Genomic DNA, 19,682 nt, shown 5'->3' on the forward strand with positions numbered 1-19,682 from the left:
TGGCCGGCCCCCGGCTTTCCCGGGGAGGCGAAACGCGCCACCGTCGCCGGGCGGACTATCAAGACCACAGACGGAGGCCCTATGTCGGCAAGACGCCTGGCCCGGATCGGGGCTGCCCTTGTCATGGGCGCGACCGGAGCAAGCATGTTGGACGTGGCTGTCGCCCGGGCCGACGAATATACCGACCTTCTCGACATCCTGCTGATGAAGGGGAATCTGACCCAGGCCGAGCATGACGGGCTGCTGGCCAAGCATCTGCATCATGGCCATGTCCCATCTCCCCGTGCGGCACGGGTGGCCGCGAGCCGGCGCGACGACGCGCCCCGGCAGGTCGCCGTGGCGCATCATACGGAACTGCCCGGGCCGGTCGTGATCGGCGGGCCGACCCTGGACCCGTCCGTGCTGCAGGCGCGCCAAGCGGCGGCCAGCGCCGCCGACAGCGCGCGGATGGCCCAGGCGGCGATGCTGTCCACGCAATCCGCGCTGGACAATGGCAGCGTCGTGCGCGTCGACAAATATGTCGCCGGCAAGGGGCTGACGTTCCGGGCCGGTCCCATCGACATCAACCTGTCGGGCTTCATCAACGGTTTCTACACCTACAACAGCCCGGCCGGCGGCATGCCCGTGGCGGGCGGGGTCTCGACCGGCGCCAGCGGGTTCGACTCGTCCGCCGTGCGCAACGGCCTGCTGCCGGCGGGGCTGATCCTGAAGCTGAAGACGACGCAGTCGGGCATCGACCTGAACGCCGTGCTGGGCATGTATCCCGGCATCGACAATGCCAAGAACGGCGCGTTCAACGCCAATACCGGCGGCAGCCCGGTCGGGCTGGGCACGGCCGGCCTCGATTTCCGTCAGGTCTACATCACAGCCGGCACGAAATCGTTCGGCACGGTCAAGATCGGCCGCGACCTGGCGATCTTCGGCGGGGATGCGATCCTCAGCGACGCCACCCTGCTGAGTGTCGGCTCCACCGGCAGCAACGCCAGCCCGGGCAATACCTCGCTGGGGCGCATCGGCGTCGGCTATGTCTATGCGGACTGGATCCCGCAGATCTCCTATGCCTCGCCCGTCATCGCCGGCGTCCAGGCCACCGTCGGCGTGCTGCAGCCGCTGGACGAATTCAACTTCGCCGGCGGCGGGTTGTCGGCGGAATCGACGCAGCATTCCTCGCCGATGGTGCAGGGCAAGCTGACCTACGATTTCAAGGCCGGCGACCTGGCCGGCCGGATCTGGGCAGGCTTCCTGACGCAGCACCAGCAGGCGTTGACCGGCACCGACATCCCGGCCACGGCCAAGCGGGGTGCCACGGTCGAAGCCGGCGAGATCGGCGCCAAGCTGACCTACGGGCCGGCGCAGGCCGTGGCGTACTATTACCGGGGCAGCGGCCTGGGGACGACCGGGCTGTTCTTCGACGGCATAGCCGCGAATGGCCGCAAGCGGGATTCGGAAGGCTATTATGTACAGGGCATGTACAACGTTACGGGGAAGCTGAAGCTGGTGGGCAGCTATGGTGTCAGCAATCTGTATCAGGCGCCGGGCGAGAACAGCACGCTGCTGGTGCGTCGGAACGAATCCGAAATCGGGGCGGTGTATTACAGCCTGACGGACTGGCTCAACCTGGTCTGCGAGTATGCGCATACGCAATCCGATGCGCACGGGCCGAACAGCGCCAGCGACAATACGGCGTCGGGCGGCGCGATCCTGCTGTTCTAGGAAGTCGATTCCGGGGGCGGGGGCCAAAAGCAAGCAGGAATGTTCCACCTCGGCGGAACGTGAGCGGCCGGCGTCTGGTTTCCCTGCCGGAAGGGGGATAGGCTTCGCCCATCATTCACGGACGATGAGACCGACGTGCATCCCATCCTGCTTCCCCTCGTCACGTATCTGCCGCTCGGCGGTGCGCTTGTCATCCTGCTGACGCGGGGCACCACGGAGGCCGTCGAAGGCGCGTCGCGCTGGGTGGCGCTGTGGACCAGCCTGCTGGTCTTCGCACTGTCGGTGCTGATGTGGATCGAATTCGACCCGCATCAGCCGGGGTTCCAGTTCGTGCAGATGCTGGACTGGGCGCCGTCGTTCGGGATTTCGTACCATGCCGGGGTCGACGGGATCAGCATCCTGTTCGTGCTGCTGGCGACCTTCCTGACGCCGCTGTCCATCATCGGCGGGTGGAAGCTGGTGACGAACCGGGTGCGCGACTACATGGTCGCCGTCCTGCTGCTGGAAACCACGCTGGTGGGCCTGTTCTCGGCGCTGGACCTGGTGCTGTTCTACGTCTTCTACGAGGCGACGCTGATCCCCGGCAGCCTGATGATCGGCGTGTGGGGCGGGCCGAAGCGGATCTGGGCGTCGATTCAGTTCTTCCTGTTCACCTTCGGCGGGTCGCTGTTCATGCTGCTGGCGCTGCTGGCGATGTGGAATGCCACCGGCACCACCGATATCCCCGTGCTGATGCATGCGAATTTCCCGCCGGCCATGCAGTGCTGGCTGCTGCTGGGCTTCGTGCTGGCCTTCGGGGTGAAGCTGCCGCTGTTTCCCCTGCATGCCTGGCTGCCCGACGCCTATACCGAAGCCCCCACGCCGGCGTCGGCCATGCTGTCGGGCGTGTTGTCCAAGGCCGGTGCCTACGGGCTGCTGCGCTTCGGCATCCTGATGTTTCCCGACGCGGCGCGGCTGTTCGCACCCTATGTGCTGACGCTGGGCGTCATCGCGGTGATCTATGCCGCGATCATCGCGCTGGCGCAGACGGACATGAAGCGGGTGATCGCCTATTCCTCGTTCTCGCACATGGGGGTGATCGCGGTGGGGCTGTTCACCCTGACGCCCGAGGGAATTGACGGTGCGATCTTCCAGATGCTGTCGCATGGCGTGGTGATCGCGGCCCTGTTCTTCTGCGTCGCCGCCGTGTCGTGGCGGGCGGAAACCCGGTCGATCGAGGCGTTTTCGGGCGTGGCCCACAAGATGCCCGTCCTGGCGACGCTGGCGATGCTGTTCGTCATGGCCAATATCGGCCTGCCGGGCACCGGGGCATTCGTCGGTGAATTGCTGGTGATGGTCGGCGCGATCCATGTCTCGTTCTGGATCGCGTTCCTGGCCGGCACCAGCATGATCCTGGGCGCCGTCTACATGCTGGTGCTGTATCGCCGGGTGATGTTCGGCAGTGCCGGACGCGGCGTCGTCGCCATGCTGCGCGACCTGACGGGGCCGGAACTGGCGGTGCTGGTGCCGTGCGCCATCGTCACGCTGTGGATGGGTATCCATCCGGCCAGCTTCCTGCGGGTGTTCGACCCGGCGGTGGTCAACGCCGTCGCGCCGCCGCAGGCCGCCGCCGCAGTCGCCGGCCCGGTGCGGCCGGCAGCGGGCTGACGCCCGGCACAGGTCGGGCTTTGCCCCAGCCTGGCAAGGGCCTCGGCCCTTTGGAAATTCAGTCGTTTATCCATGATCGGGGTCCAGGGCCTCAGGCCCTGGGGGGTTCGGGCAAAGCCCGACCTTCCTTGCGCCGCCTATATCCTGGTGCCGCCCGTCAGATTTCGGGAATGGGTTCCTGCTCCAGCAGATCGGCGGTGGAGGCGGCTTCGGGGCGGCGGAGCAGCACGCCGCCTACCGATGCGACGACGATGCACAGGATGCCCGCCCATTGTGCGGGGCTGAGATATTCGCCCAGCAGCACCAGCCCGGCCAGGGCCGCCACCGCCGGGTCCAGGCTGGTCAGGATGCCGAATTCCCGCGCCTGCAGCCGTTTCAGTGCCAGCATTTCCAGCGTGTAGGGCAGCGCCGACGACAGCAGCGCGACCCCGCAGGCCACCAGGGCCGCGTGCGGATGGGCGGCGGCGCGCGGCAGGGTCAGGAGGAAGACGGGCGTTACCGCCAGCGCGCCGGCCGCCAGGCCGATGGCCGCCCCGTGCGCGGCGTCGATGCGGTGGCTGATCCGTGCCCCGGCCAGGATGTAGGTTCCCCACGCCACGGCGCCCAGCATGCCGTACAGCACGCCCACCGGGTCTATCCCGTGGCGATCCAGCATCGACCCCGGTTGCAGCAGCAGCACCAGGCCCAGCACCACGGCGGCGATCAGCATCATGTCGAGCGCGCGGCGCGATCCGAGGAAGGTCAGGGTCAGCGGACCCAGGAATTCGACCGCCACGGCGACGCCCAGCGGCAGCCGGTCCAGCGCCAGATAGAACATCATGTTCATCAGGGCGATCGACAGGCCGTAGCCGACGACGATCAGCAGGGTCCCGCGGTCTGGGGCCGCCCGCCAGGGCCGCGAGATGAGGCACAGGGCGATCGCCGCGACCCACAGGCGCAGGCTGACGGTGCCCAGCGGCCCGAACAGCGGAAACAGCGTCTTGGCCATGGACCCGCCGACCTGGAACGACAGGATGCCGCCCAGCACCAGAAGCACGCCGACCAGCCGGCCGCCCGACCCATCGGGTCCGGGGCCGCCATGAGGGGCGGAAGAGCGGGGGGAAGCGGTCATCGGTATCCTGCGGCCCCGGGGTGGATGCGCCGCACGATGCGGACCGTCCGGGCGGCGGGGGCGCCCGGACGGGATGAGATATCAGACGTCCAGATTGTCGACCAGACGGGCATGATCCTGGATGAACTGGAAGCGGAGCTCCGCCTTGCGGCCCATCAGATGTTCGACCCGCTCGCTGGTCAGGGCGCGATCCTCGGGCGGGGTGACGACCTGCAGCAGCGTGCGGCGCTTCGGGTCCATCGTCGTCTGTTTCAGGTCGCCCGGAGGCATCTCGCCCAGGCCCTTGAAGCGCGAGATCTCGACGCGGGCGTTGGGCTTGAATTCCGATTTCAGCTTCCGCTCGCGGTCGGGGTCGTCCATCGCGTAGATCGTCCTGCCGCCCTGCGTCAGCCGGTACAGCGGCGGCTGCGCCAGGTACAGATGCCCGCGCCGGATCAGGTCAGGCAGTTCGCGGTAGAAGAACGTCATCAGCAGCGAGGCGATATGCGCCCCGTCCACGTCGGCGTCGGTCATGATGATGACCCGGCCGTAGCGCAGGCGGGCGGCGTCGAACCGGTCACCGATGCCGCAGCCCAGGGCCTCGACCAGATCGCGCAGTTCCTGGTTGGCGCGCAGCTTCTCGGTCGAGGCGCTGGCGACGTTGAGGATCTTGCCGCGCAGGGGCAGTACCGCCTGCGTCTCGCGGTTGCGGGCCTGCTTGGCCGATCCGCCGGCCGAGTCGCCCTCGACCAGGAAGATTTCGGTGTCGGCGGCGTTTTCGCGCGTGCAGTCGGTCAGCTTGCCCGGCAGGCGCAGGCGGCGGGTGGCGCTTTTGCGCGGGGTGTCCTTCTGGTCCTTGCGGCGCAGCCGTTCCTCGGCGCGTTCGATGATGAAGGCCAGCAGATTGTCGGCCTGCGCCGGATGGCCGGCCAGCCACTGTTCGAACCGGTCGCGCAGCGCGGTCTCGACCAGGCGGCTGGCCTCGGACGAGGTCAGCTTCTCCTTGGTCTGGCCCTGAAACTGCGGGTCGCGGATGAAGGCCGACAGCTTGGCGGCGACGGCGCCCAGCACGTCGTCGGCGTTGATGGCCGCCGCGCGCTTGTTCGACCGCTGTTCGCCCCAGGCGCGAAAGCCCTTCAGCAGGGCGGTGCGGAACCCGTTTTCGTGCGTGCCGCCCTGCGGGGTGGGAATGGTGTTGCAATAGGACGACAGGCTGGCCGCCCCGGATTCGAGGAACGCCACCGCCCATTCGATCCGCCCGGTGGACGTGCCGTCGGGCGCTGTCGGCAGGTCGGCGTCGCCGGACCAGATTTCGGTCAGCAGCGCGGCCGATGCGCCCAGTTCGTCGCGCAGGCTGTCGGCCAGGCCGCCGGGGAAATGCAGTACCGCCTCGGCCGGGATGTCGCTGTCGTGGACCAGCGCCGGGTCGCACGACCAGCGGATGGTGACGCCACGGAACAGGTACGCCTTGGACCGGCACAGGCGATAGAGCCGCGCGGGCGAGAAATGCAGCCGGCCGAAGATCTGCGGGTCGGGGGTGAAGCGGATCTGCGTGCCGCGCCGGTTCTGGGTCGCGCCGATCTTTTCCAGCGTGGTGACCGGGTGGCCGCGTTCGTAGATCTGCCGCCAGACCGCGCGGTCGCGGGCGACTTCGACTTCCAGGCGCGCGGCCAGGGCGTTGACCACGGACGACCCCACCCCGTGCAGGCCGCCCGAGGTGGCGTAGGATTTGCCCGAGAACTTGCCGCCGGCATGCAGCGTGGTCAGGATGACCTCCAGCGCCGAGCGGTCCTTGAATTTGGGATGCGGGTCGACGGGAATGCCGCGCCCGTTGTCGCGGACCGTCAGCCAGTCGCCGTCTTCCAGCGTCACGTCGATGGTGGTGGCGTGGCCGGCGACGGCCTCGTCCATCGCGTTGTCCAGGATCTCGGCCGCCAGATGGTGGTACGCGGCCTCGTCCGTGCCGCCGATATACATGCCCGGACGGCGGCGGACGGGTTCCAGCCCCTCCAGCACCTCGATGGCGCTGGCGTCGTAATCTCCGCCGCCGTCGCCCCGCGCCGGTACCGGTGCCGGCGCCGCGGCCGGCCGGGCGCGGGTGTCCCGTTTGGGGCGGGACGAGGAGAAGAGATCGTCGTTCATGTCCTGTTCTTTGTTCCGCCGCGCCGTCGCCTGTCAAGCGGGCGGCGGGCCCGGCGAGGGGTGGCCCCATGAAAAAAGGCCGGGACATCCGTCCCGGCCGTGGTTCCGTTCGCTGCCATCCCCCTGAGGTGACCGCGTGCCGGTCCCTTTAGCTGCGTGCCGCGGGGCGCGCGTGGCGGTAGCGGGTCCGCACCTCGGTGCGGAGCACGCGCTCGGGGGCGGCGCAGGTTTCGTACGACGCCGGCTGGATGATGTCCTTGGCCTGGGCGTAGCTGGACAGGTCGGCCGAGGATTCGAGGGCGGCGACCTCGTCGAACATGGCGACGCGCTGGTCGCAGAACGCGGTGCCGGATTTCAGCCCGCGCTCGGACTGCACGTTGGCCAGCTGGGTGATGTAGTCGTCATGCTCGCGCTGGCCGGTGCGGCCGTAGGTCGTGTGGAAATACGCATTCAGCGTGTTTTCCTCGGCAAGCAGCTTGGCGCGGAACTTGCCGACGAAGGCGTTGTATTTGTCCTGCATGTTGCACGACAGCGCGGTGACCATCAGTTCGCTCTTGAGGCCCTGCACGTCGAACGCCTCATGCGCGGGCGAGGACGTGCATTGCGTGGCGGCGAACGCGGCCTCGCCGTTCACAAGGCCGGCAAGGGCCAGGCCGGCCACGGCGGCGCGCCAAATCGAGAAAGACATCGTATGGATTCTCCAGACCGAGCGAAACGCAGCACCGGACCTGTGATCTGCCACATGAACCGGTATGTGAACTAGGCGAGCTAGATATCTAGAATGGCAAGAATAACCTTGCCCATGGCGTTGGCAATCGAATTCTGCCGCCCGGCCCGCATTCGGCACCGTCCCTCCGGCGGATGGGGTATGGCTCGGCTTCTATCGCGACGGTCGCCGACTCGCAAGGATTGGGTTAGGGTCCGCCGGCGCGGCGGCGGATAGGACTTTCGTGTCGGCCGCCGTTGTTCTAGAGCGAATGCCGGTGACGCGCCCCCTGGCGGGCGCGGACGACATTGAACGAGCGGAGCCGACGAGTGCGAGTGCGACTGTCTTCTGCAATCCTGGTCACGGCAGGCGCCATGCTGGCCGGGTGTGTGAACAAGCCGATGCCTCAGGCGGGGGGACCGGCCAATCCGTTCGGGTACCTCAAGCGTTCGGCGGTGTGCCAAGTCGGGCCGGTGCGTTCGGCGTCGCCGGGCCAGATGACCGCGACGATGACCGTGCGCAGCGACGACGGCAATTGCGGCGTCACGGTCCAGCAGTCCGGCGGTCAGGCCTATGCCTCATTCGGGGTGTCGCCCGCGCCGGAGCACGGCAAGGCATTCATCTATAATTACAATAATCACACTTATGTGACATACACGCCCAATACGGCCTATGCCGGACAGGATCGGTTCACGGTGACGTTGATCCGTGGGACGGGCCTGCCGCGCGAATATCTGGGGGTCACGGCCACCGTGGACGCCACGGGCGTCGTGGTGCCCGTGCCGGCCGTCACGGCCCCGGTGGCGCCCGCCAAGCCGGCCGCGACGCCCGCGCGCCGCCGCAAGGCCGCCACCAGGCATTGATGCGGCCTGCTCCCGATCCGCGCCGGATCGGGACGCGACGTCCCGCCCGGCCGGATCGGGCTGTCAGATCGAAAAAGTGATCGGTTCGGCCAGCGGGCGGCGCATGCCGCTGGATTCGGCGCGCCGGACCAGGTCGTCCAGGCTGAGCTTCCGGCACTGGACGGCCACGGCGTCATCCAGTTTCTGCCAACAGGGCTCGACCACGCGGGCGAATAGCGCCCCGGCCGGCCCGTCGTCGGACGACGAATCGTCGGCGGTCGCGATCTCGACGATGTCGGCCAGGGTAATGTCGCGCCGGGGCCGGCCCAGGCGATAGCCGCCGCGCGGTCCGCGCACGCTTTCCAGCAGATTGGACCGCGACAGCGTCTGGAGCAGGGGTTCGATGCCGCGCCGGGCCAGGCCGGCGCGCTCGGCGATGTCGGCGGCGCTGACGGTGCCGCTGCGCCCGGCATGGAACGCGACGTCCAGCATGATCAGCACCGCAATCATCGCCCTGTCACGCCGAAGAAGCATGCCTCTGACCCCTTGTCCTGTTGTTGTCCATCGTACGATGGAGCGAATCTAACAGCATCGGCGGCGATGATCCACGCTTCTGTTTGGTGTGATGGTGGATTATGTCGGGGATTACGATTAAATTCGCGACAGGGATTTCGAGGAGAGACGCGAACATGGACAAGACGGCGGCGGCGGACGGCCGGATGGGCCTGGCACCCCCCCGGGGACGGGTGTACGAGTCGATCATCGAGACGGTCGGGGGGACGCCTCTGGTGGCCTTGCCCCACCTGACCCGCGAGGACGAGATCGCCAGCCGGATCCTGCTGAAGCTGGAATTCTTCAATCCGCTGGCGTCGGTGAAGGACCGGATCGGGGCGGCGATGGTGCTGGCCGCCGAGCGGCGGGGTGAGATCACGCCGGGCAAGACGGTGCTGGTCGAGCCGACATCGGGCAATACCGGCATTTCGCTGGCCTTCGTGGCCGTGGCGCGCGGCTATCGCCTGATCGTGACGATGCCCGAGGGAGCGTCGATGGAGCGGCGCAAGATGCTGCGCCTGCTGGATGCGCAACTGGAGCTGACGCCGGCGCGGCTGGGCATGGCCGGCGCCATCGCCCGGGCCGAGGACATCCTGAAGAAGACGCCCAATTCCTGGATGCCGCGCCAGTTCGACAACCCCGACAACCCCGCGATCCACGGCGCGACGACGGCCGAGGAGATCTGGACGGACACCGACGGCGCGGTGGACATCGTGGTGGCGGGCGTGGGGACCGGCGGCACCGCCAGCGGCATCGCCCACGCGCTGAAGCCCCGCAAGGAGGGGCTGGAGGTCTACGGGGTGGAACCGGTCGAAAGCGCGATCCTGAACGGCGACGAGGCCGGGCCGCACGGCATTCAGGGCATCGGCCCGGGCTTCTGCCCGCAGACGCTGGACCTGGCCGCGCTGGACGGCGTGCTGACGGTGTCCGAGCGCGAGGCGATCGCCGCCGCCCGGCGCTGCGCCCGGCTGGACGGCGTGCCGATCGGCATTTCATCGGGGGCGGCGCTGCATGCCGGCCTGAAGCTGGCCGAGCGTGAGGAAAACAAGGGCAAGACGATCGTCGTCATCGCGCCCTCGTTCGCGGAACGGTATCTGTCCACCTCCCTCTTCACCGGCCTGGCCTGAAAATCGGTCTGTAAACGCATTTTGCCGGCGATCCGACGCGCGTTTCCTGCGCGCTGGTGCTCACGGCCATGAAGGCCGCTCCGCTCCAGTGCCCGGAAACACGCGCCGGCCGTGCCGCGTGGCGGCACTCTCGCTCGGCAAACCGCGTTTGCAGACCGATTTTGGGTGGAAACCGGCGTCGGGAAACGCGCTTGGGCGCGTTTCCCTGTGGCGTCAGTGCAGGATGATTTCCACGCGCCGGTTCTGGGGTTCGCGCGTGTTGGGGCCGGTGGGCACCAGGGGGTGGGTTTCGCCGAAGCCCTGGATGTCGATCGCCGTGCCGGGTACGCCGTCGCGGACCAGTTCGGCCTGGACCGTCTGGGCGCGGCGCAAGGACAGCGCCATGTTGTAGCGCGTGCCGCGCGGGCCGGGATGGGCGGCCGAATTGTCGGTATAGCCGTCGACTTCGATCCGCGTCGTCCCGGTGTGGGTCGAGGCCTGGGCCGCGGTGGCCACGATGGCGCGGGCGCGGTCGGTCAGCACCGCCTTGTCCCAGTCGAAGAACACCAGATAGGTGCGGCTCTGCATCGGGGCGGGGGCGGCCGGTTCGGGCGCGGGCGGCGGGGGCGGCGGCGCGGGGTTGAATTCGTAGCGCAGGCCCAGCATCAGCGAATGGTTGAAATCGGTCATGGTATCGCGGTTGCCGGTCGCGATTCCGAAGTCCTTGACGCTGTTATAGCCGCCGACGGTGCCGATCGAGCGCGCGCCGTGCGATTGCGGGCCCAGCATCGTCCAGAACCGGTATTCCGCCGTCGCCGACAGGCCGACCACCCACGGCATCGGGAACGCCAGGCCGAAGATGCCCTGATATGCGAAATTGCCGAAGGTGCCGCCGATCTGCTGGTCGAAGCCCGGCCCGGTCGCGCCCGCGTTCATCGCCTGCCAGGCATAGCCGACGCCGGCGCCGAAATACGGAAACAGCCAGCTTTTGCCGATATCCAGGTCGAACAGGGCGTTGGCCATGACGCCATAGGTCTGCTGGCGTCCGTGGCCCTGGGTCGAGCCGAAATTCTTCAGCCCGTTATTGCGGTAGTCGCCCTCAACCTCGACACGGAACCCGTTGCCCAGGCCCCAGCCGACGCTGCCGATGCCGGTGACGCCGGTATGGTAGCTGTCGCGTCCGTCGGGGAAGTTGGGCGACGACCGGACGCGCTGGTCCTGGTTGAAGCTGGCCCCGCCTTCGCCGGCGACATACAGCCCCTGGACGGGCTGGGCAGATGCCGGGGCGACGGAAAGGACGGGACCGAGGACGGCCATCGCCGCCAGAATTGACCCCGTGAGCAGTCCGTGCCGCAATTTCATAATTTCTTCTCTCCCCTCGCCGGACGTGACGGCATGATGTCCGGGCGACTGAATGCGACATGGTTCGGTGGGCTGCCAGTCTCTGCCTTCTTTTGCCGAAAGATGGGCTTATGGCAATCCATAGGTGCCATGCGGCCCGTCGAATGCGGCGCGACGGTGACGGCGACCGCGCAGTGTGTGCCGGTGGACACACCGCACGGCAGTCAGATCAGCAGGGCCTCGAAGGGCGGAAGCAGGTCGGGGGCGTCGAATTCCAGCACCCACAGATCGGGGTCGCGCCCGACCTGCCGGGCGATGTAGGCGTCGGCGGTCTGCTGGTCGACCGGATCGGCCCCGGTGCCCCTGATCCAGGCGGGGCGGCCGTCGGGCGCCCGGGTCTGGCCCAGCACCGACAGGCGGCCGTCGCGGCCCAGCAGGACGGCCAGCACCCCGCCCGCGTCGGCGTCGCCCCGCCGCAGGACCATCGCGGGGTGGCCGGTCTGGTTCGCATGGCGGATGACGGCGGCGGCCCACAGGCCGGTGCGCAGGCGGGCTTCGGTCATGAGGTCCTACTCGGCCTGGGGGGCATAGGCGATGTCGTCGGGGATCGCGGTCAGGGCCGCGCGGTATTCCGCCGGATTGTCGATCAGCGACCGCGCGGCGTCGAGGTCCGAATCGGTGCCGATGGCCGCCGGGCAGGCCTTGCGGATGTCCAGTATGCGCGACACGGGCAGCGGAAAGCGCGCGGCCCGCGCGGCCTGCACCGCGTCGCGCATGTCCACCGTGCCGCCGGCGAGGTCCTGCAGCTGCCGTTCCAGGTCGGCCTCGCCCCGGCTGGTGCAGATCTGCGGCATCACGCCCAGCCCTTGCAGCGGCCAGCCCTGCGGGGCCAGGACGCGGCTCCAGGTCACGAACAGTTCGCCGCCGTCGGGCATCTGGCCGATGGTCTGCACCAGGCCCTTGCCCAGGGTGGCGCTGCCCACGACCACGGCGCGGCGGTGATCGGCCAGGGCGGCGGCCAGGATTTCGGCCGCACTGGCCGTGCGGCCGTCCACCAGGATCACGATCGGCGCGCCGCCGGTCATGTCGCCGCCCTGCACCGCCCAGATATGATTGGCCTGCGGGTCGCGCCCGTGGGTGATCGCTGCGACCCCCCGGTCCAGCATCAGCGCGCTGGTCGTCACCGCCTGCTGCAGCACCCCGCCCCGGTTGCCGCGCAGGTCCAGCACCAGCCCGCGCAGATGCGGGTCGTCGGACGCCTGGTCCAGATACTGGCTCATTTCCTCGGCGGTATCGGCCGAGAACGCCGTGACGCGGATCACGATCGTGTGGTTGCTGGCGTAGGCGAAGACCGTTTCGGGCGGAACGGAGGCGCGGTGCAGCACCACCGTGCGCCGTGTCCGCTCGTCGCCCACCAGCAGCGTGACCTTGCTGCCGACCTCGCCCAGCAGCCACTGGCTGACGGTCGCGGGCGTCTGGTCGCGGGTCGAGCGCCCGTTGACCGCATATATCCGCTGGCCGCTGGACAGGCCCTCGGCCCAGGCCGGCCCGTTGGCATTGACCCCGGTGATCAGGATCGAGCGCGCGTCATGGCCCAGCGTCAGCCCGGCCCCGGCCGTCCCGCCGGTGCGGCTGTCACGGTCGGTGGTGGCGGGCGATGGGGCCACGTAGCGCGAATACGGGTCCATATGGTTGAACAATTCGTCGAAGAAGCCTTGCAGCGTGCCGTCCGCCCCGGCGTCGCGCATCGGGGCGGAACGCGCCCAGGCGGCCTGCATCAGGCGGACGGCCAGGGCGGTCCAGCCGGTCTGGTCGGTGTCCGGCGGCGCGGGCAGCGCAAGCAGCGTGTCCTGCCCCAGCGACAGCCGTACCTGGCCGGCCTGCGCGTTGACCCCCAGGGACGGGTCGATCGCGCCCAGCCCGTTCAGGCCCCACAGGCAGAATTCGCGCGCGCTGTGGCTGTCCAGCGTGCGGGGGGTCAGGAAGGCCAGGGCCGCGCCGATGACGGAATTCATCAGCTCCGCGTCCAGAGCGGGCTGTGCATCGGGTGTCTGCCGCCCCCCCGGGGCGGGGGGCAGGGTGGCGGCCGGGTCGGAGGCACGGGTGGCGACGGGTGCGACCAGAAGCATCACGATCAGCATCAGGGCGATGGGCCGCGCCGCCCGCGCGAAGGGCGTGCCCCGCCGTGCCGCCCCGCGCGGGCGGGACGGGGACAGGCCCGCCGGAACGGGGGATGTCAGGGGGCGCATCAGCGCGGGCGTGCGCCACGCGGACGGCGCGGCCCGCGCGCGGCAGGGTCGCGACGTGCCGGGGCCTGGGGCCCGGCCAGCGCGAACAGCAGGCCGCCGGTCACCGGCGTGGCTTCGACCAGACGGACCGTCACCTTCTGGGCCAGCTGAAAGCGCATGCCGCCCTGTTGGCCGTGCGGGGGGCGGGCACGCAGGGTTTGGGTCGATTCGTCGTACATCCAGACATCGTCGGACAGGGTGGAAAGCGGTACCAGACCCGTGGCGCCGGTCTGCGTCAACGTCACGAAGAGACCGAACCGGGTTACACCGGACACATGGCCATCACATTCGCATCCCACCTGCTCGCCCAGCCAGGCGGCGACATAGCGTTCGGTCGTCTCGCGCTCGGCCAGGGCGGCGCGGCGCTCGGTCGCGCTGACCTGCGCGCCGATCTCGTCCAGCCGGGCGGCGTCGGCGGCGGGCAGGCCGTCGGGCGGGGTGGTGCCCATGCCGACCAGGGCGCGATGGACCATCAAATCGGCATAACGGCGGATCGGGCTGGTGAAATGGGCGTAGGCCGGCAGGGCCAGGCCGAAATGGCCGATGTTGTCGGGGCTGTATTCCGCCTGGCTCTGCGCCCGCAGGATCGTTTCGTTGACCAGGCCGGCGGCGTCGGTGCCCGATGCGCGATCCAGCACCGCATCCAGGTCGCGCGCCCGCATCGTCCCCACGGGCGGCAGGTCGTAGCCCAGCGTGGACAGGCTGTCGCGCATGGCCTCGGCCCGTTCCGGCGAGGGCGGGGCATGGATGCGGTACAGACACGGCCGGCGGCGGCGATCCAGTTCCTCGGCGGCGGCGACGTTGGCCAGCACCATGAATTCCTCGATCAGGCGATGGCTGTCGTAACGGGGCCGCGGGTCGATCGAGGCGATCCGTCCCTGGGGGTCGAATCGCACCAGACGCTCGGGCAGATCGAGGTCCAGCGTGCCACGTCGCGCCCGCGCCGTCGACAGGGCGCGCCATGCCGCAAACAGCGTTGTGATCAGCCCGTCGGGCAGTGCGCTCCCGTTCTCGCTCTCGCCGGGGTCCGCCTCGTCGGCCTGCTGGGCCTGGTCATAGGTCAGGCGGGCGGCGCTGCGCATGATGCCGCGGCCGAAGCGGTGGCGGGTCTTGGTGCCGGAGGCGTCGATATGGATTTCGGCGAACAGGCAGCCGCGATCCTCGCCGGGGCGCAGCGAACACCAGCCGTTCGACAGGGCCTCGGGCAGCATCGGGACCACCCGGTCGGGGAAATAGACCGAATTGCCGCGCCGCTGCGCCTCGCGGTCCAGTGCCGATCCGGGACGGACGTAATGCGCCACGTCGGCGATGGCGACGATCAGCCGGAAGCCGTCGCCGTCGGGTTCGGCATAGACCGCGTCGTCGAAATCGCGCGCGTCGGCGCCATCGATGGTGATCAGCGGCACCGCGCGCAGGTCCTCGCGGCCCGCGGCGGATACGCCGCGCGCGCGTTCGGCCTCGGCCAGCGCCTCGGCGGGGAAGGCGTCGGGAATGCCGTGGGTGTGGATGGCCAGCAGGCTGACCGATCGCGGGTCGCCCATCCGGCCCAGCCGTTCGACGATCCGTGCCGATTTCAGGCCCGGCCCGGCCTGCGGCAGAGGTTCGGCGATGACGATCTCGTCCCCCTCCGCCCCCAGCGTCTCGGCCGCCGGGACGATCCATTCGGCCTTGGACCGCTTGTCGGCGGGAATCACGCGCCCGGCCTCGGCGCCCAGGTGGGGCGGAGCGTCGCCGGTCGCAGGGGTGGGGCGGAACAGGCCGACGATCCGCCCGGGCGCATCGGTCAGCCGGCGCAGGGTCCGGCCTTCGTACCGGCCGGGGCCGAGGCGCTTCAGCCGCGCCACCACGCGCTCGCCCGGCGCCAGCGCCGGGCGGCCCTTCTGTTCGGGGTGCATGAAGACCACCGGAGCAGGCCCGTCGCCGTCCCAGGCGACCGGGCGCGCCACCGGGTCGCCGTCCGGGTCGGTGCCGGTGACCTGCACCACCGTGGCCTCGGGCAGCGCCGACGATGCCCGGAACCGCTTGGCCCCGGCCGGGACCAGCGTGCCCTCCAGCGCCAAGTCGCGCAGCAGCGCGCGCAGGGCGGCCTTGTGCTGCGGCCCCAGGCCGAAGGCGCGGCTGATCTCGCGCTTGCCGACGCGGCCGGCGGATTCCGTAATGAAACGCCGCAGGGCCTCGCGGTCCGGCAGGCCGTCCGCGTGGGGCGGGGGGGCGGTCGGAAGGCGGTCGGGCGGCGGGTCGGTCAGGTCCCGTCCCCCCATGCTCAACCGGCCTCGCTGGCCGCTGCGCGCCGTGTCCGCGTCGTCGTCCCCGTCTTGGTTGCTGCCTTGGTTGCTGCCTTGGTTGCCGTCTTGGCGGTCGCCTTCGCGCCTGCGGCCTTGGTCTTCGTGGTGGCGGCCTTCTTGGGCGCGGCCTTGCGGGGGGCAGCCGCCTTCTTCGGCGCGTCGGCGTCGGTCGCGGCGGCTTTGGTCCGGCGAGCCGGGGTCTTCTTCGCGGCGGCCTTGCCCTTCGGCTTCAGCGGTTTGCCCTTTTCGGCCAGCAGCGCCACCGCCTGATCCAGCGTCACGTCTTCCATGGCCTCGCCGCGCGGCAGGTTGGCCACCATCTGCCCATGCTGGATGTAGGGGCCGAAGCGGCCCTTGCGCACGATGACGGGCTCGCCGTCCTTGGGATGCGGCGCGATGGTACGGACCGAGGCCAGCTTGCGCGCCAGCACGTCGACCGCGCGGTTCAGCCCGACCGTCAGGATGTCGTCGTCCTTGTCCAGCGAGCCGTAGACCGCGCCCATCTTCACATACGGGCCGAAGCGGCCCAGCCCGGCCTCGATCTGCTCGCCGGTGTCGGGGTGGATGCCGACGAGGCGGGGCAGGGACAGCAGGCCCAGCGCCTGGTCCAGCGTGATCTTGTCGCCTTCGATCCCGCGCGGGATGGTGGCGCGCCGGGGCTTGGCCTTCTTGTCTTCGGGGTCGGGTTCGCCCTGCTGGACGTAAAGCCCCCACGGGCCGCGCCGCACGGTCACGTCCTCGCCGGCCGGGGACTGGCCCAGGACGCGCATGCCGTCCTTCAGCGTGTCGGCCTCGCCCTCCTCCTTGGGGTCCACCACCAGGCGGCGGGTGAACTGGCAGGTGGGGTAGTTGGAGCAGCCGATGAACGCCCCGTACCGCCCCAGCTTCAGCCCCAGCCGGCCGGTGCCGCAGGCGGTGCAGACGCGCGGGTCGCCGCCGTCGGGCCGGGCGGGGAAGAAATGCGGGGCCAGGTCGGCATCCAGCGCATTGATGACGTCGGAGATCTTCAGATCCTTCGTCTGGTCCACCGCGCGCGAGAAATCCTGCCAGAAGGCCGACATGACGTCGCGCCAGTCGGCCCGCCCACCCGAGATGTCGTCAAGCTGCTCCTCCAGCCCCGCCGTGAACTGCGTGTCGACATAGCGTTCGAAGAACGAGGTCAGGAACGCCGTGACCAGCCGGCCGCGATCCTCGGGGACGAAGCGGCGGGCGTCGAGGCGGACATAGTTGCGGTCGCGCAGCACCGACAGGATCGAGGCATAGGTCGACGGCCGGCCGATCCCGATCTCTTCCATCTTCTTGACCAGCGACGCCTCGGAATAGCGGGGCGGCGGCTGGGTGAAATGCTGGTCGGCGGCGACGTCGCCGGTCTTCAGCGGATCGCGCTCGCGCATCGGCGGCAGCATCCGGCTGTCGTCGTCCTGCTCGTCCTTCTGGCCGGCGTCGTCCCGGCCTTCGCTGTACAGCTTCAGGAACCCGTCGAAGGCGATCATCGAACCGGTGGCGCGCAGGCCGGCCGCGCCGCCGGCATCCGTGATCTCGACGATCACCTGGTCCAGTTCGGCCGATTGCATCTGGCTGGCGACCGAGCGTTTCCAGACCAGGTCGTACAGCCGCCGCTGGTCGTCCGTCAGGTGGCGGGCGACGCTGGCGGGCGTGCGGGTGATTTCGGTGGGGCGAATCGCCTCGTGCGCTTCCTGCGCGTTCTTGGCCTTGGTGGAGTAGATCCGCGCCTTGTCCGGCACATAGGGCGCGCCGAAGCTCTCGCCGATATGGGTGCGGATGGCGGCGATGGCCTCGCCGGCCATCTGCACGCCGTCGGTTCGCATGTAGGTGATCAGGCCGACCGTCTCGCCGCCCAGGTCGATGCCTTCGTATAGTTGCTGGGCGGTGCGCATGGTGGCCTGCGCGCCCATGCCCAGCTTGCGCGAGGCTTCCTGCTGCAGGGTCGAGGTCGTGAAGGGCGGCGGCGGGTTGCGGCGGACCTTGCGCCGTTCGACCGAGCGGACGGCGAAGCGGCCGCCTTCGACGGCGGCCTTGGCCGCCATGGCGCCGGCCTCGTCATTCAGGTCGAACTGTTCCAGCTTGCGGCCGGCCAGGTGCGTCAGCCGCGCGGTGAAGGGCGCGCCGCCGGGCGTGGTGAACTGGGCGGCGACGGTCCAGTATTCGCGGCTGCGGAACGCTTCGATCTCGGCTTCGCGCTCGCAGATCAGGCGCAGCGACACCGATTGCACGCGCCCGGCGCTGCGCGAGCCCGGCAGCTTGCGCCACAGCACCGGCGACAGGGTGAAGCCCACCAGGTAATCCAATGCCCGGCGCGCCATGTACGCCTCGATCAGCGGCTGGTCCAGGTCGCGCGGCTGGGCCATCGCCGCGCGGATGGCGGACTTGGTGATCTCGTTGAAGGTAACGCGCTGGACGTCCACCCCCTTCAGCAGGTTCCGCTCCTCGAGCACCGCGCGGACATGCCACGAGATAGCCTCGCCCTCGCGATCCGGATCGGTGGCCAGGTACAGATGCCGCGCGCCGCGCAGGGCCTTGGCAATGGCCGTGATCTGGCGGTTGCCGCGCTCGTCGGATTCCCAGTCCATGGCGAAATTCTCGTCCGGGCGGACGCTTCCGTCCTTCGGCGGCAGGTCGCGGACATGGCCGAACGAGGCGAGAACCGTGAATCCGTCCCCCAGATACTTGTTGATCGTCTTCGCCTTGGCAGGCGATTCGACCACGACGACGTCAGTCATTCTGTCTCCGGATTACGCATCTCGTTCCAGGGCCGGCCGGTGTCGGTGGGTGCGGATGGCAGCACGACGCTTCCCCCGGGAAGGGTTTCGACATCGCCCGCCAGCTCCAGCTCCGACAGCGCGGTCAGGATAGCCGATGCCGAGAACTGGCAGCGCCGTACAAGATCGTCAACCGGCGTTGGCGTGAAAGACAGCAGGGACAGGATTGCGTCGCGCATGTCCCCGGACCCCGAAGGGGGCCGGGGAAGGGGCGCCTCGCCCGCTTTCATTTCCTGTGCGGGGCGGCCGGCCGGGGGGCTGGACGGGCCCGCCGCCTGCGGCCGGGCCACTGGCGCGGGGGGCAGTTCGGCCAGTACGTCCTGTTCGTTTTCCGTCAGCACTGCGCCGCGCCGCAGCAGGTCGTTGCTGCCCCGGCAGCGTGGGTCCAGCGGCGATCCGGGGACGGCGAACAGCGTGCGGCCGTAATTTACCGCCATGTCGGCGGTGATCAGGCTGCCCGAGCGCAGCGCGGCCTCGATCACCACGCAGCCCAGCGACAGGCCGGCGATCAGGCGGTTGCGCCGGGGGAAATGGCCCTGCTGCGGGGCGATGCCCAGTGGGGTCTCGGTCACCACCACGCCGTGGCGGGCGATCGCGTTCTGCAATTCTGCGTGTTCGGGCGGATAGGGGCGGTCCAGCCCGCCGGCGATGGCCGCGATCGTGACCCCCGCGCCCAAGTTGCCGCCATGGGGGGCACCGCCATGCAGGGCGCCGCGATGGGCGGCGGCGTCGATGCCCCGCGCCAGGCCCGAGACGATCGAAACCCCATGCGCCGCCAGGGTGGCCGCCAGGCTTTCGGCCATGCGCGCGCCGCCCGACGAGGCGTTGCGGGCGCCGACGATGGCGACGGCGCGCCCGCCCAGCCGCGCCGCATCGCCCAGTACCGACAGGACGGGCGGCGCGTCGTGGAGGTCGGCCAGCATCGCGGGATAATCGGGATCGCCCAGGACCAGGATCCGTCCGCCGATGGCGGCGGTGCCGGCGATTTCCCGTTCGATCTCGTCCGGCGGGGGAATACGCAGGCGGCTGGCCCGCCCCGCCGCCCGGGCACGGGCGGGCAGGGCGGCCAGCGCCGTCTCGGCGTCGCCATAGTCCAGCAGCAGCTTGCGATAGCCGACCGGACCGACCCCCTCGGTGCGCGCCAGGCGCAGGTGGGCGGCCAGCGGCCGGCGCGGGTTCACGGGCGGGGG

14 protein-coding genes are annotated in these 19,682 nt (G+C 69.8%); 4 read left to right on the forward strand and 10 right to left on the reverse strand.

Features of this window, described 5'->3' with window-relative positions; genetic code table 11:
* Positions 1-81 precede the first annotated feature (81 nt).
* A complete protein-coding gene (locus HLH34_RS16360; RefSeq protein WP_183120636.1) occupies positions 82-1,713 on the forward strand; it encodes a porin in 1,632 nt (543 codons plus the stop codon).
* Positions 1,714-1,848: 135 nt separating this feature from the next.
* A complete protein-coding gene (locus HLH34_RS16365; protein WP_183120637.1) occupies positions 1,849-3,360 on the forward strand; it encodes an NADH-quinone oxidoreductase subunit M in 1,512 nt (503 codons plus the stop codon).
* A gap of 157 nt (positions 3,361-3,517) precedes the next feature.
* Here the strand turns inward: HLH34_RS16365 and HLH34_RS16370 are convergent, their stop codons facing one another.
* The 3 genes from HLH34_RS16370 to HLH34_RS16380 form a co-directional block, all read right to left on the reverse strand.
* Positions 3,518-4,471 (reverse strand): EamA family transporter, encoded by a 954-nt coding sequence (locus HLH34_RS16370; RefSeq protein ID WP_183120638.1) that lies wholly within the window; start codon positions 4,469-4,471, stop codon positions 3,518-3,520.
* An 81-nt stretch (positions 4,472-4,552) separates the two neighbouring features.
* Positions 4,553-6,592: a DNA topoisomerase IV subunit B gene (gene parE, locus HLH34_RS16375; RefSeq protein WP_183120639.1), complete on the reverse strand. Its 2,040-nt coding sequence runs from the start codon at positions 6,590-6,592 to the stop codon at positions 4,553-4,555.
* Positions 6,593-6,740: 148 nt separating this feature from the next.
* The gene (locus tag HLH34_RS16380) at positions 6,741-7,280 is read right to left on the reverse strand and encodes a hypothetical protein (RefSeq protein WP_183120640.1); all 540 of its coding nucleotides are present in this window, start codon (positions 7,278-7,280) and stop codon (positions 6,741-6,743) included.
* Positions 7,281-7,627: 347 nt separating this feature from the next.
* Here HLH34_RS16380 and HLH34_RS16385 point away from each other — a divergent pair, with 347 nt between their 5' ends.
* Positions 7,628-8,161: an Ig-like domain-containing protein gene (locus tag HLH34_RS16385; protein WP_183120641.1), complete on the forward strand. Its 534-nt coding sequence runs from the start codon at positions 7,628-7,630 to the stop codon at positions 8,159-8,161.
* A gap of 63 nt (positions 8,162-8,224) precedes the next feature.
* On the opposite strand, the gene HLH34_RS16390 is transcribed toward HLH34_RS16385, so the two are convergent.
* Positions 8,225-8,674 carry an RrF2 family transcriptional regulator gene (locus HLH34_RS16390; RefSeq protein ID WP_183120642.1) on the reverse strand — a complete coding sequence of 150 codons (450 nt, stop codon included), beginning with the start codon at positions 8,672-8,674 and terminating at the stop codon, positions 8,225-8,227.
* A gap of 155 nt (positions 8,675-8,829) precedes the next feature.
* Between HLH34_RS16390 and cysK the strand changes: the two genes are divergently transcribed.
* Positions 8,830-9,819, forward strand: a complete 990-nt coding sequence (gene cysK / locus HLH34_RS16395; protein ID WP_183120643.1) for a cysteine synthase A — start codon at positions 8,830-8,832, stop codon at positions 9,817-9,819.
* A gap of 213 nt (positions 9,820-10,032) precedes the next feature.
* Here the strand turns inward: cysK and HLH34_RS16400 are convergent, their stop codons facing one another.
* The 6 genes from HLH34_RS16400 to dprA all read right to left on the reverse strand — a co-directional run bounded on the left by HLH34_RS16400 (position 10,033) and on the right by dprA (position 19,673).
* Positions 10,033-11,160: an OmpA family protein gene (locus HLH34_RS16400; RefSeq protein WP_183120644.1), complete on the reverse strand. Its 1,128-nt coding sequence runs from the start codon at positions 11,158-11,160 to the stop codon at positions 10,033-10,035.
* A gap of 203 nt (positions 11,161-11,363) precedes the next feature.
* Complete coding sequence (locus HLH34_RS16405; RefSeq protein WP_183120645.1) at positions 11,364-11,702, reverse strand: DUF1491 family protein; 339 nt, start codon at positions 11,700-11,702, stop codon at positions 11,364-11,366.
* Between the two features lie 6 nt (positions 11,703-11,708).
* Positions 11,709-13,388: a S41 family peptidase gene (locus HLH34_RS16410; RefSeq protein WP_183120646.1), complete on the reverse strand. Its 1,680-nt coding sequence runs from the start codon at positions 13,386-13,388 to the stop codon at positions 11,709-11,711.
* On the reverse strand, positions 13,388-15,688 hold the full coding sequence (rnr, locus tag HLH34_RS16415) for a ribonuclease R (RefSeq protein ID WP_183120647.1): 2,301 nt from the start codon (positions 15,686-15,688) through the stop codon (positions 13,388-13,390). Before rnr ends, HLH34_RS16410 begins: the two co-directional genes overlap by 1 nt.
* A gap of 2 nt (positions 15,689-15,690) precedes the next feature.
* Positions 15,691-18,453: a type I DNA topoisomerase gene (topA, locus tag HLH34_RS16420; protein WP_183120648.1), complete on the reverse strand. Its 2,763-nt coding sequence runs from the start codon at positions 18,451-18,453 to the stop codon at positions 15,691-15,693.
* The gene (gene dprA, locus HLH34_RS16425) at positions 18,450-19,673 is read right to left on the reverse strand and encodes a DNA-processing protein DprA (RefSeq protein WP_183120649.1); all 1,224 of its coding nucleotides are present in this window, start codon (positions 19,671-19,673) and stop codon (positions 18,450-18,452) included. The genes topA and dprA overlap by 4 nt, the downstream gene beginning before the upstream one ends.
* Positions 19,674-19,682 lie beyond the last annotated feature (9 nt).

The organism is Gluconacetobacter azotocaptans, from assembly GCF_014174355.1.
In the GTDB taxonomy this organism is placed as follows: Bacteria; Pseudomonadota; Alphaproteobacteria; order Acetobacterales; family Acetobacteraceae; genus Gluconacetobacter; species Gluconacetobacter azotocaptans.